Annotated in this window: 11 protein-coding genes; all 11 read left to right on the top strand. The window is 54.4% G+C overall.

Annotation, left to right across the window (positions count from 1 at the left end; genetic code table 11):
• Position 1: 1 nt before the first annotated feature.
• From rsmH to ddlB, 11 genes are read left to right on the top strand one after another with little or no spacing between them, the layout of a single operon-like run.
• Positions 2–943, top strand: coding sequence for a 16S rRNA (cytosine(1402)-N(4))-methyltransferase RsmH (rsmH, locus tag AB4H76_RS19255; protein WP_000970479.1), 942 nt, complete (start codon positions 2–4; stop codon positions 941–943).
• The gene (gene ftsL, locus AB4H76_RS19250) at positions 940–1,305 is read left to right on the top strand and encodes a cell division protein FtsL (protein WP_000625658.1); all 366 of its coding nucleotides are present in this window, start codon (positions 940–942) and stop codon (positions 1,303–1,305) included. The genes rsmH and ftsL overlap by 4 nt, the downstream gene beginning before the upstream one ends.
• A gap of 15 nt (positions 1,306–1,320) precedes the next feature.
• Positions 1,321–3,087, top strand: a complete 1,767-nt coding sequence (ftsI, locus tag AB4H76_RS19245) for a peptidoglycan glycosyltransferase FtsI (RefSeq protein ID WP_000642196.1) — start codon at positions 1,321–1,323, stop codon at positions 3,085–3,087.
• Positions 3,074–4,561 carry a UDP-N-acetylmuramoyl-L-alanyl-D-glutamate--2,6-diaminopimelate ligase gene (murE, locus tag AB4H76_RS19240; RefSeq protein WP_000785116.1) on the top strand — a complete coding sequence of 496 codons (1,488 nt, stop codon included), beginning with the start codon at positions 3,074–3,076 and terminating at the stop codon, positions 4,559–4,561. Before ftsI ends, murE begins: the two co-directional genes overlap by 14 nt.
• Positions 4,558–5,916: a UDP-N-acetylmuramoyl-tripeptide--D-alanyl-D-alanine ligase gene (gene murF, locus AB4H76_RS19235; RefSeq protein WP_077492824.1), complete on the top strand. Its 1,359-nt coding sequence runs from the start codon at positions 4,558–4,560 to the stop codon at positions 5,914–5,916. Before murE ends, murF begins: the two co-directional genes overlap by 4 nt.
• Complete coding sequence (mraY, locus tag AB4H76_RS19230; RefSeq protein ID WP_000964131.1) at positions 5,910–6,992, top strand: phospho-N-acetylmuramoyl-pentapeptide-transferase; 1,083 nt, start codon at positions 5,910–5,912, stop codon at positions 6,990–6,992. Before murF ends, mraY begins: the two co-directional genes overlap by 7 nt.
• A gap of 2 nt (positions 6,993–6,994) precedes the next feature.
• Positions 6,995–8,311 carry a UDP-N-acetylmuramoyl-L-alanine--D-glutamate ligase gene (murD, locus tag AB4H76_RS19225; protein ID WP_000796481.1) on the top strand — a complete coding sequence of 439 codons (1,317 nt, stop codon included), beginning with the start codon at positions 6,995–6,997 and terminating at the stop codon, positions 8,309–8,311.
• Entirely contained in the window at positions 8,311–9,555 is a 1,245-nt protein-coding gene (gene ftsW / locus AB4H76_RS19220; RefSeq protein WP_001295532.1) for a cell division protein FtsW, read from the top strand. The genes murD and ftsW overlap by 1 nt, the downstream gene beginning before the upstream one ends.
• Positions 9,552–10,619, top strand: coding sequence for an undecaprenyldiphospho-muramoylpentapeptide beta-N-acetylglucosaminyltransferase (gene murG, locus AB4H76_RS19215; protein ID WP_000016581.1), 1,068 nt, complete (start codon positions 9,552–9,554; stop codon positions 10,617–10,619). The genes ftsW and murG overlap by 4 nt, the downstream gene beginning before the upstream one ends.
• Positions 10,620–10,672: 53 nt before the next feature.
• The gene (gene murC / locus AB4H76_RS19210) at positions 10,673–12,148 is read left to right on the top strand and encodes a UDP-N-acetylmuramate--L-alanine ligase (protein ID WP_001096048.1); all 1,476 of its coding nucleotides are present in this window, start codon (positions 10,673–10,675) and stop codon (positions 12,146–12,148) included.
• Positions 12,141–13,061, top strand: a complete 921-nt coding sequence (gene ddlB, locus AB4H76_RS19205; protein WP_000130056.1) for a D-alanine--D-alanine ligase — start codon at positions 12,141–12,143, stop codon at positions 13,059–13,061. Before murC ends, ddlB begins: the two co-directional genes overlap by 8 nt.
• Position 13,062 lies beyond the last annotated feature (1 nt).

The raw sequence follows: 13,062 nt of genomic DNA, 5'->3' as shown, positions 1-13,062 counted from the left end.
AATGATGGAAAACTATAAACATACTACGGTGCTGCTGGATGAAGCCGTTAATGGCCTCAATATCCGTCCTGATGGCATCTACATTGATGGGACTTTTGGTCGCGGTGGTCACTCACGTCTGATCCTCTCGCAGCTTGGCGAAGAGGGGCGTTTGCTGGCGATCGATCGCGACCCGCAGGCTATCGCCGTTGCGAAGACTATTGATGATCCGCGCTTCTCCATCATCCACGGACCTTTCTCCGCGCTGGGCGAATACGTTGCCGAGCGCGATCTTATCGGCAAGATCGACGGCATTCTCCTCGATCTTGGCGTCTCTTCACCGCAACTTGATGATGCTGAACGTGGCTTTTCCTTTATGCGCGATGGTCCGCTGGACATGCGTATGGACCCAACCCGTGGGCAGTCAGCCGCTGAATGGCTACAAACCGCAGAAGAAGCCGATATCGCCTGGGTATTGAAAACCTATGGTGAAGAGCGTTTTGCCAAACGCATTGCCCGCGCCATTGTCGAGCGTAACCGCGAACAGCCGATGACCCGCACCAAAGAACTGGCGGAAGTCGTGGCTGCTGCAACGCCGGTGAAAGATAAGTTTAAACATCCCGCGACCCGTACCTTCCAGGCGGTGCGCATTTGGGTAAACAGTGAACTGGAGGAGATAGAGCAGGCGCTAAAAAGCTCGCTCAACGTGCTGGCCCCGGGTGGGCGGCTTTCGATCATCAGCTTCCACTCGCTGGAAGACCGTATTGTGAAACGTTTTATGCGTGAAAACAGCCGCGGTCCGCAAGTTCCGGCAGGGTTACCGATGACTGAAGAGCAGCTCAAAAAACTGGGTGGCCGTCAGCTGCGAGCACTAGGCAAGTTAATGCCGGGCGAAGAAGAGGTGGCTGAGAACCCTCGTGCCCGTAGTTCAGTTCTGCGTATTGCAGAGAGGACGAACGCATGATCAGCAGAGTGACAGAAGCTCTAAGCAAAGTTAAAGGATCGATGGGAAGCCACGAGCGCCATGCATTGCCTGGTGTTATCGGTGACGATCTTTTGCGATTTGGGAAGCTGCCACTCTGCCTGTTCATTTGCATTATTTTGACGGCGGTGACCGTGGTAACCACGGCGCACCATACCCGTTTACTGACCGCTCAGCGCGAACAACTGGTGCTGGAGCGAGATGCTTTAGACATTGAATGGCGCAACCTGATCCTTGAAGAGAATGCGCTCGGCGACCATAGCCGGGTGGAAAGGATCGCCACGGAAAAGCTGCAAATGCAGCATGTTGATCCGTCACAAGAAAATATCGTAGTGCAAAAATAAGGATAAACGCGACGCATGAAAGCAGCGGCGAAAACGCAGAAACCAAAACGTCAGGAAGAACATGCCAACTTTATCAGTTGGCGTTTTGCGTTGTTATGCGGCTGTATTCTCCTGGCGCTGGCTTTTCTGCTCGGACGCGTAGCGTGGTTACAAGTTATCTCCCCGGATATGCTGGTGAAAGAGGGCGACATGCGTTCTCTTCGCGTTCAGCAAGTTTCCACCTCCCGCGGCATGATTACTGACCGTTCTGGTCGCCCGTTAGCGGTGAGCGTGCCGGTAAAAGCGATTTGGGCTGACCCGAAAGAAGTGCATGACGCTGGCGGTATCAGCGTCGGTGACCGCTGGAAGGCGCTGGCTAACGCGCTCAATATTCCGCTGGATCAGCTTTCTGCCCGCATTAACGCCAACCCGAAAGGGCGCTTTATTTATCTGGCGCGTCAGGTAAACCCTGACATGGCGGACTACATCAAAAAACTGAAACTGCCGGGGATTCATCTGCGTGAAGAATCTCGCCGTTATTATCCATCCGGCGAAGTGACTGCTCACCTCATTGGCTTTACTAACGTCGATAGTCAAGGGATTGAGGGCGTTGAGAAGAGTTTCGATAAATGGCTTACCGGGCAGCCGGGTGAGCGCATTGTGCGTAAAGACCGCTATGGTCGCGTAATTGAAGATATTTCTTCTACTGACAGCCAGGCTGCGCACAACCTGGCGCTGAGTATTGATGAACGCCTGCAGGCGCTGGTTTATCGCGAACTGAACAATGCGGTGGCCTTTAACAAGGCTGAATCTGGTAGCGCCGTGCTGGTGGATGTCAACACCGGTGAAGTGCTGGCGATGGCTAACAGCCCGTCATACAACCCTAACAATCTGAGCGGCACGCCGAAAGAGGCGATGCGTAACCGTACCATCACCGACGTGTTTGAACCTGGCTCAACGGTTAAACCGATGGTGGTGATGACCGCGTTGCAACGTGGCGTGGTGCGGGAAAACTCGGTACTCAATACCATTCCTTATCGAATTAACGGCCACGAAATCAAAGACGTGGCACGCTACAGCGAATTAACCCTGACCGGGGTATTACAGAAGTCGAGTAACGTCGGTGTTTCCAAGCTGGCGTTAGCGATGCCGTCCTCAGCGTTAGTAGATACTTACTCACGTTTTGGACTGGGAAAAGCGACCAATTTGGGGTTGGTCGGAGAACGCAGTGGCTTATATCCTCAAAAACAACGGTGGTCTGACATAGAGAGGGCCACCTTCTCTTTCGGCTACGGGCTAATGGTAACACCGTTACAGTTAGCGCGAGTCTACGCAACTATCGGCAGCTACGGCATTTATCGCCCACTGTCGATTACCAAAGTTGACCCCCCGGTTCCCGGTGAACGTGTCTTCCCGGAATCCATTGTCCGCACCGTGGTGCATATGATGGAAAGCGTGGCGCTACCGGGCGGCGGCGGCGTGAAGGCGGCGATTAAAGGCTATCGTATCGCCATTAAAACCGGTACCGCGAAAAAGGTCGGGCCGGACGGTCGCTACATCAATAAATATATTGCTTATACCGCAGGCGTTGCGCCTGCGAGTCAGCCGCGCTTCGCGCTGGTTGTTGTTATCAACGATCCGCAGGCGGGTAAATACTACGGCGGCGCCGTTTCCGCGCCGGTCTTTGGTGCCATCATGGGCGGCGTATTGCGTACCATGAACATCGAGCCGGATGCGCTGACAACGGGCGATAAAAATGAATTTGTGATTAATCAAGGCGAGGGGACAGGTGGCAGATCGTAATTTGCGCGACCTTCTTGCTCCGTGGGTGCCAGACGCACCTTCGCGAGCACTGCGAGAGATGACACTCGACAGCCGTGTGGCTGCGGCGGGCGATCTCTTTGTAGCTGTAGTAGGTCATCAGGCGGACGGGCGTCGATATATCCCGCAGGCGATAGCGCAAGGTGTGGCTGCCATTATTGCAGAGGCGAAAGATGAGGCGACCGACGGTGAAATCCGTGAAATGCACGGCGTACCGGTCATCTATCTCAGCCAGCTCAATGAGCGTTTATCTGCACTGGCGGGCCGCTTTTACCATGAACCCTCTGACAATTTACGTCTCGTAGGCGTAACGGGCACCAACGGCAAAACCACGACTACCCAGCTGCTGGCGCAGTGGAGCCAACTGCTTGGCGAAACCAGCGCGGTAATGGGCACCGTTGGTAACGGCCTGCTGGGGAAAGTGATCCCGACAGAAAATACCACCGGTTCGGCAGTCGATGTTCAGCATGAGCTTGCGGGGCTGGTGGATCAGGGCGCGACGTTTTGCGCAATGGAAGTTTCCTCCCACGGGCTGGTACAGCACCGTGTGGCGGCATTGAAATTTGCGGCGTCGGTCTTTACGAACTTAAGCCGCGATCACCTTGATTATCATGGTGATATGGAACACTACGAAGCCGCGAAATGGCTGCTTTATTCTGAGCATCATTGCGGTCAGGCGATTATTAACGCCGACGATGAAGTGGGCCGCCGCTGGCTGGCAAAACTGCCGGACGCGGTTGCGGTATCAATGGAAGATCATATCAATCCGAACTGTCACGGACGCTGGTTAAAAGCGAACGACGTGAACTATCACGACAGCGGTGCGACGATTCGCTTTAGCTCAAGTTGGGGCGATGGCGAAATTGAGAGCCATCTGATGGGCGCTTTTAACGTCAGCAACCTGCTGCTCGCGCTGGCGACACTGTTGGCACTCGGCTATCCATTGGCTGATCTGTTGAAAACCGCCGCGCGTCTGCAACCGGTTTGCGGACGTATGGAAGTGTTCACTGCGCCAGGCAAACCGACGGTGGTGGTGGATTACGCGCATACGCCGGATGCACTGGAAAAAGCCTTACAGGCGGCGCGTCTGCACTGTGCGGGCAAGCTGTGGTGTGTCTTTGGCTGTGGTGGCGATCGCGATAAAGGTAAGCGTCCACTGATGGGCGCAATTGCCGAAGAGTTTGCTGACGTGGCGGTGGTGACGGACGATAACCCGCGTACCGAAGAACCGCGTGCCATCATCAACGATATTCTGGCGGGAATGTTAGATGCCGGACATGCCAAAGTGATGGAAGGCCGTGCTGAAGCGGTGACTTGCGCCGTTATGCAGGCTAAAGAGAATGATGTGGTACTGGTCGCGGGCAAAGGCCATGAAGATTACCAGATTGTTGGCAATCAGCGTCTGGACTACTCCGATCGCGTCACGGTGGCGCGTCTGCTGGGGGTGATTGCATGATTAGCGTAACCCTTAGCCAACTTACCGACATTCTCAACGGTGAACTGCAAGGTGCAGATATCACCCTTGATGCTGTAACCACTGATACCCGAAAACTGACGCCGGGCTGCCTGTTTGTTGCCCTGAAAGGCGAACGTTTTGATGCCCACGATTTTGCCGACCAGGCGAAAGCTGGCGGCGCAGGCGCACTACTGGTTAGCCGTCCGCTGGACATCGACCTGCCGCAGTTAATCGTCAAGGATACGCGTCTGGCGTTTGGTGAACTGGCTGCATGGGTTCGCCAGCAAGTTCCGGCGCGCGTGGTTGCTCTGACGGGGTCCTCCGGCAAAACCTCCGTTAAAGAGATGACGGCGGCGATTTTAAGCCAGTGCGGCAACACGCTTTATACGGCAGGCAATCTCAACAACGACATCGGTGTACCGATGACGCTGTTGCGCTTAACGCCGGAATACGATTACGCAGTTATTGAACTTGGCGCGAACCATCAGGGCGAAATAGCCTGGACTGTGAGTCTGACTCGCCCGGAAGCTGCGCTGGTCAACAACCTGGCAGCGGCGCATCTGGAAGGTTTTGGCTCGCTTGCGGGTGTCGCGAAAGCGAAAGGTGAAATCTTTAGCGGCCTGCCGGAAAACGGTATCGCCATTATGAACGCCGACAACAACGACTGGCTGAACTGGCAGAGCGTAATTGGCTCACGCAAAGTGTGGCGTTTCTCACCCAATGCCGCCAACAGCGATTTCACCGCCACCAATATCCATGTGACCTCGCACGGTACGGAATTTACCCTACAAACCCCAACCGGTAGCGTCGATGTTCTGCTGCCGTTGCCGGGGCGTCACAATATTGCGAATGCGCTGGCAGCCGCTGCGCTCTCCATGTCCGTGGGCGCAACGCTTGATGCTATCAAAGCGGGGCTGGCAAATCTGAAAGCTGTTCCAGGCCGTCTGTTCCCCATCCAACTGGCAGAAAACCAGTTGCTGCTCGACGACTCCTACAACGCCAATGTCGGTTCAATGACTGCAGCAGTCCAGGTACTGGCTGAAATGCCGGGCTACCGCGTGCTGGTGGTGGGCGATATAGCGGAACTGGGCGCTGAAAGCGAAGCCTGCCATGTACAGGTGGGCGAGGCGGCAAAAGCTGCTGGTATTGACCGCGTGTTAAGCGTGGGTAAACAAAGCCATGCTATCAGCACCGCCAGCGGCGTTGGCGAACATTTTGCTGATAAAACTGCGTTAATTACGCGTCTTAAATCACTGATTGCTGAGCAACAGGTAATTACGATTTTAGTTAAGGGTTCACGTAGTGCCGCCATGGAAGAGGTAGTACGCGCTTTACAGGAGAATGGGACATGTTAGTTTGGCTGGCCGAACATTTGGTCAAATATTATTCCGGCTTTAACGTCTTTTCCTATCTGACGTTTCGCGCCATCGTCAGCCTGCTGACCGCGCTGTTCATCTCATTGTGGATGGGCCCGCGTATGATTGCTCATTTGCAAAAACTTTCCTTTGGTCAGGTGGTGCGTAACGACGGTCCTGAATCACACTTCAGCAAGCGCGGTACGCCGACCATGGGCGGGATTATGATCCTGACGGCGATTGTGATCTCCGTACTGCTGTGGGCTTACCCGTCCAATCCGTACGTCTGGTGCGTGTTGGTGGTGCTGGTAGGTTACGGTGTTATTGGCTTTGTTGATGATTATCGCAAAGTGGTGCGTAAAGACACCAAAGGGTTGATCGCTCGTTGGAAGTATTTCTGGATGTCGGTCATTGCGCTGGGTGTCGCCTTCGCCCTGTACCTTGCCGGCAAAGACACGCCCGCAACGCAGCTGGTGGTCCCATTCTTTAAAGATGTGATGCCGCAGCTGGGGCTGTTCTACATTCTGCTGGCTTACTTCGTCATTGTGGGTACTGGCAACGCGGTAAACCTGACCGATGGTCTCGACGGCCTGGCAATTATGCCGACCGTATTTGTCGCCGGTGGTTTTGCGCTGGTGGCGTGGGCGACCGGCAATATGAACTTTGCCAGCTACTTGCATATACCGTATCTGCGACACGCCGGGGAACTGGTTATTGTCTGTACCGCGATAGTCGGGGCAGGACTGGGCTTCCTGTGGTTTAACACCTATCCGGCGCAGGTCTTTATGGGCGATGTAGGTTCGCTGGCGTTAGGTGGTGCGTTAGGCATTATCGCCGTACTGCTACGTCAGGAATTCCTGCTGGTGATTATGGGGGGCGTGTTCGTGGTAGAAACGCTTTCTGTCATCCTGCAGGTCGGCTCCTTTAAACTGCGCGGACAACGTATTTTCCGCATGGCACCGATTCATCACCACTATGAACTGAAAGGCTGGCCGGAACCGCGCGTCATTGTGCGTTTCTGGATTATTTCGCTGATGCTGGTTCTGATTGGTCTGGCAACGCTGAAGGTACGTTAATCATGGCTGATTATCAGGGTAAAAATGTCGTCATTATCGGCCTGGGCCTCACCGGGCTTTCCTGCGTGGACTTTTTCCTCGCTCGCGGTGTGACGCCGCGCGTTATGGATACGCGTATGACACCGCCTGGCCTGGATAAATTACCCGAAGCCGTAGAACGCCACACGGGCAGTCTGAATGATGAATGGCTGATGGCGGCAGATCTGATTGTCGCCAGTCCCGGTATTGCACTGGCGCATCCATCCTTAAGCGCTGCCGCTGATGCCGGAATCGAAATCGTTGGCGATATCGAGCTGTTCTGTCGCGAAGCACAAGCACCGATTGTGGCGATTACCGGTTCTAACGGCAAAAGCACGGTCACCACGCTAGTGGGTGAAATGGCGAAAGCGGCGGGGGTTAACGTTGGTGTGGGTGGCAATATTGGCCTGCCTGCGTTGATGCTACTGGATGATGAGTGTGAACTGTACGTGCTGGAACTGTCGAGCTTCCAGCTGGAAACCACCTCCAGCTTACAGGCGGTAGCAGCGACCATTCTGAACGTGACTGAAGATCATATGGATCGCTATCCGTTTGGTTTACAACAGTATCGTGCAGCAAAACTGCGCATTTACGAAAACGCGAAAGTTTGCGTGGTTAATGCTGATGATGCCTTAACAATGCCGATTCGCGGTGCGGATGAACGCTGCGTCAGCTTTGGCGTCAACATGGGTGACTATCACCTGAATCATCAGCAGGGCGAAACCTGGCTGCGGGTTAAAGGCGAGAAAGTGCTGAATGTGAAAGAGATGAAACTTTCCGGGCAGCATAACTACACCAATGCGCTGGCGGCGCTGGCGCTGGCAGATGCTGCAGGGTTACCGCGTGCCAGCAGCCTGAAAGCGTTAACCACATTCACTGGTCTGCCGCATCGCTTTGAAGTTGTGCTGGAGCATAACGGCGTACGTTGGATTAACGATTCGAAAGCGACCAACGTCGGCAGTACGGAAGCGGCGCTGAATGGCCTGCACGTAGACGGCACACTGCATTTGTTGCTGGGTGGCGATGGTAAATCGGCGGACTTTAGCCCACTGGCGCGTTACCTGAATGGCGATAACGTACGTCTGTATTGTTTCGGTCGTGACGGCGCGCAGCTGGCGGCGCTACGCCCGGAAGTGGCAGAACAAACCGAAACTATGGAACAGGCGATGCGCTTGCTGGCTCCGCGTGTTCAGCCGGGCGATATGGTTCTGCTCTCCCCAGCCTGTGCCAGCCTTGATCAGTTCAAGAACTTTGAACAACGAGGCAATGAGTTTGCCCGTCTGGCGAAGGAGTTAGGTTGATGCGTTTATCTCTCCCTCGCCTGAAAATGCCGCGCCTGCCTGGATTCAGTATCCTGGTCTGGATCTCCACGGCGCTAAAGGGCTGGGTGATGGGCTCGCGGGAAAAAGATACCGACAGCCTGATCATGTACGATCGCACCTTACTGTGGCTGACCTTCGGCCTCGCGGCGATTGGCTTTATCATGGTGACCTCGGCGTCAATGCCCATAGGGCAACGCTTAACCAACGATCCGTTCTTCTTCGCGAAGCGTGATGGTGTCTATCTGATTTTGGCGTTTATTCTGGCGATCATTACGCTGCGTCTGCCGATGGAGTTCTGGCAACGCTACAGTGCCACGATGCTGCTCGGATCTATCATCCTGCTGATGATCGTCCTGGTAGTGGGTAGCTCGGTTAAAGGGGCATCGCGTTGGATCGATCTCGGTTTGCTGCGTATCCAGCCTGCGGAGCTGACAAAACTGTCGCTGTTTTGCTATATCGCCAACTATCTGGTGCGTAAAGGCGACGAAGTACGTAATAACCTGCGCGGCTTCCTGAAACCGATGGGCGTGATTCTGGTGTTGGCAGTGTTACTGCTGGCACAGCCAGACCTTGGTACGGTGGTGGTGTTGTTTGTGACTACGCTGGCGATGTTGTTCCTGGCGGGAGCGAAATTGTGGCAGTTCATTGCCATTATCGGTATGGGCATTTCAGCGGTTGTGTTGCTGATACTCGCCGAACCGTACCGTATCCGCCGTGTTACCGCATTCTGGAACCCGTGGGAAGATCCCTTTGGCAGCGGCTATCAGTTAACGCAATCGCTGATGGCGTTTGGTCGCGGCGAACTTTGGGGACAAGGTTTAGGTAACTCGGTACAAAAACTGGAGTATCTGCCGGAAGCGCACACTGACTTTATTTTCGCCATTATCGGCGAAGAACTGGGGTATGTCGGTGTGGTGCTGGCACTTTTAATGGTATTCTTCGTCGCTTTTCGCGCGATGTCGATTGGCCGCAAAGCGTTAGAAATTGACCACCGTTTTTCCGGTTTTCTCGCCTGTTCTATTGGCATCTGGTTTAGCTTCCAGGCGCTGGTTAACGTAGGCGCGGCGGCGGGGATGTTACCGACCAAAGGTCTGACATTGCCGCTGATCAGTTACGGTGGTTCGAGCTTACTGATTATGTCGACAGCCATCATGATGCTGTTGCGTATTGATTATGAAACGCGTCTGGAGAAAGCGCAGGCGTTTGTACGAGGTTCACGATGAGTGGTCAAGGAAAGCGATTAATGGTGATGGCAGGCGGAACCGGTGGACATGTATTCCCGGGACTGGCGGTTGCGCACTATCTAATGGCTCAGGGTTGGCAAGTTCGCTGGCTGGGGACTGCCGACCGTATGGAAGCGGACTTAGTGCCAAAACATGGCATCGAAATTGATTTCATTCGTATCTCTGGTCTGCGTGGAAAAGGTATAAAAGCACTGATAGCTGCGCCGCTGCGTATCTTCAACGCCTGGCGTCAGGCGCGGGCGATTATGAAAGCGTACAAACCAGACGTGGTGCTCGGTATGGGCGGCTACGTATCAGGTCCTGGTGGTCTGGCCGCGTGGTCGTTAGGCATTCCGGTTGTACTTCATGAACAAAACGGTATTGCGGGCTTAACCAATAAATGGCTGGCGAAGATTGCCACCAAAGTGATGCAGGCGTTTCCAGGTGCTTTCCCCAATGCGGAAGTGGTGGGTAACCCGGTGCGTACCGATGTGTTGGCGCTACCGTTGCCGCAGCAACGTTTGGCTGGACGTGAAGGTCCGGTTCGTGTGCTGGTAGTGGGTGGTTCCCAGGGCGCACGCATTCTTAACCAGACAATGCCGCAGGTTGCTGCGAAACTGGGTGATTCAGTCACTATCTGGCATCAGAGCGGCAAAGGTTCGCAACAATCCGTTGAACAGGCGTATGCCGAAGCGGGGCAACCGCAGCATAAAGTGACTGAATTTATTGATGATATGGCGGCGGCGTATGCGTGGGCGGATGTCGTCGTTTGCCGCTCCGGTGCTTTAACGGTGAGTGAAATCGCCGCGGCAGGACTACCGGCGTTGTTTGTGCCGTTTCAACATAAAGACCGCCAGCAATACTGGAATGCGCTACCGCTGGAAAAAGCGGGCGCAGCCAAAATTATCGAGCAGCCACTGCTTAGCGTGGATGCTGTCGCCAACACCCTGGCCGGGTGGTCGCGAGAAACCTTATTAACCATGGCAGAACGCGCCCGCGCTGCATCCATTCCGGATGCCACCGAGCGAGTGGCAAATGAAGTGAGCCGGGCTGCCCGGGCGTAATTGTAGCGATGTCTTTTGCATCGTATGAATTTAAGAAGTTAATGGCGTAAAGAATGAATACACAACAATTGGCAAAACTGCGTTCCATCGTGCCCGAAATGCGTCGCGTTCGGCACATACATTTTGTCGGCATCGGTGGTGCCGGTATGGGCGGTATTGCCGAAGTTCTGGCCAATGAAGGTTATCAGATCAGTGGTTCCGATTTAGCGCCAAATCCGGTCACGCAGCAGTTAATGAATCTGGGAGCGACGATTTATTTCAACCATCGCCCGGAAAACGTACGTGATGCCAGCGTGGTCGTTGTTTCCAGCGCGATTTCTGCCGATAACCCGGAAATTGTCGCAGCTCATGAAGCGCGTATTCCGGTGATCCGTCGTGCCGAAATGCTGGCTGAGTTAATGCGTTTTCGTCATGGCATCGCCATTGCAGGAACGCACGGCAAAACGACAACCACCGCGATGGTTTCCAGCATCTACGCAGAAGCGGGGCTCGACCCAACCTTCGTTAACGGCGGGCTGGTAAAAGCGGCGGGGGTTCATGCGCGTTTGGGGCATGGTCGGTACCTGATTGCCGAAGCAGATGAGAGTGATGCATCGTTCCTGCATCTGCAACCGATGGTGGCGATTGTCACCAATATCGAAGCCGACCACATGGATACCTACCAGGGCGACTTTGAGAATTTAAAACAGACTTTTATTAATTTTCTGCACAACCTGCCTTTTTACGGTCGTGCGGTGATGTGTGTTGATGATCCGGTGATCCGCGAATTGTTACCGCGAGTGGGACGTCAGACCACGACTTACGGCTTCAGCGAAGATGCCGACGTGCGTGTAGAAGATTATCAGCAGATTGGCCCGCAGGGGCACTTTACGCTGCTGCGCCAGGACAAAGAGCCGATGCGCGTCACCCTGAATGCGCCAGGTCGTCATAACGCGCTGAACGCCGCAGCTGCGGTTGCGGTTGCTACGGAAGAGGGAATTGATGACGAGGCTATTTTACGTGCGCTGGAGAGCTTCCAGGGGACTGGGCGCCGTTTTGATTTCCTCGGTGAATTCCCGCTGGAGCCAGTGAATGGTAAAAGCGGTACGGCGATGTTGGTCGATGACTACGGCCACCACCCGACGGAAGTGGACGCCACTATTAAAGCGGCGCGTGCAGGCTGGCCGGATAAAAACCTGGTAATGCTGTTTCAGCCGCACCGTTTTACCCGTACGCGCGACCTGTATGATGATTTCGCCAATGTGCTGACGCAGGTTGATACCCTGTTGATGCTGGAAGTGTATCCGGCTGGCGAAGCGCCAATTCCGGGAGCGGACAGCCGTTCGCTGTGTCGCACAATTCGTGGACGTGGGAAAATTGATCCCATTCTGGTGCCGGACCCTGCGCAGGTAGCCGAGATGCTGGCACCGGTATTAACCGGTAACGACCTGATTCTCGTTCAGGGGGCTGGTAATATCGGAAAAATTGCCCGTTCTTTAGCTGAAATCAAACTGAAGCCGCAAACTCCGGAGGAAGAACAACATGACTGATAAAATCGCGGTCCTGTTGGGCGGGACTTCCGCTGAGCGGGAAGTTTCTCTGAATTCTGGCGCAGCGGTGTTAGCCGGGCTGCGTGAAGGCGGTATTGATGCGTATCCTGTCGACCCGAAAGAAGTCGACGTGACGCAACTGAAGTCGATGGGTTTTCAGAAAGTGTTTATCGCGCTACACGGTCGCGGCGGTGAAGATGGTACGCTGCAGGGCATGCTCGAGCTGATGGGCTTGCCTTATACCGGCAGCGGAGTGATGGCATCTGCGCTTTCAATGGATAAACTACGCAGCAAACTGCTGTGGCAAGGTGCCGGTTTACCGGTCGCGCCGTGGGTAGCGTTAACCCGCGCAGAGTTTGAAAAAGGCCTGAGCGATAAGCAGTTAGCAGAAATTTCTGCTCTGGGTTTGCCGGTTATCGTTAAGCCGAGCCGCGAAGGTTCCAGTGTGGGAATGTCAAAAGTAGTAGCAGAAAATGCTCTACAAGATGCATTAAGATTGGCATTTCAGCACGATGAAGAAGTATTGATTGAAAAATGGCTAAGTGGGCCGGAGTTCACGGTTGCGATACTCGGTGAAGAAATTTTACCGTCAATACGTATTCAACCGTCCGGAACCTTCTATGATTATGAGGCGAAGTATCTCTCTGATGAGACACAGTATTTCTGCCCCGCAGGTCTGGAAGCGTCACAAGAGGCCAATTTGCAGGCATTAGTGCTGAAAGCATGGACGACGTTAGGTTGCAAAGGATGGGGACGTATTGACGTTATGCTGGACAGCGATGGACAGTTTTATCTGCTGGAAGCCAATACCTCACCGGGTATGACCAGCCACAGCCTGGTGCCGATGGCGGCACGTCAGGCAGGTATGAGCTTCTCGCAGTTGGTAGTACGAATTCTGGAACTGGCGGACTAAT

The organism is Escherichia sp. UTM R2 (genome assembly GCF_048593455.1).
Lineage (GTDB): Bacteria > Pseudomonadota > Gammaproteobacteria > Enterobacterales > Enterobacteriaceae > Escherichia > Escherichia coli.
This window is presented reverse-complemented; position numbering and strand designations above follow the sequence as displayed.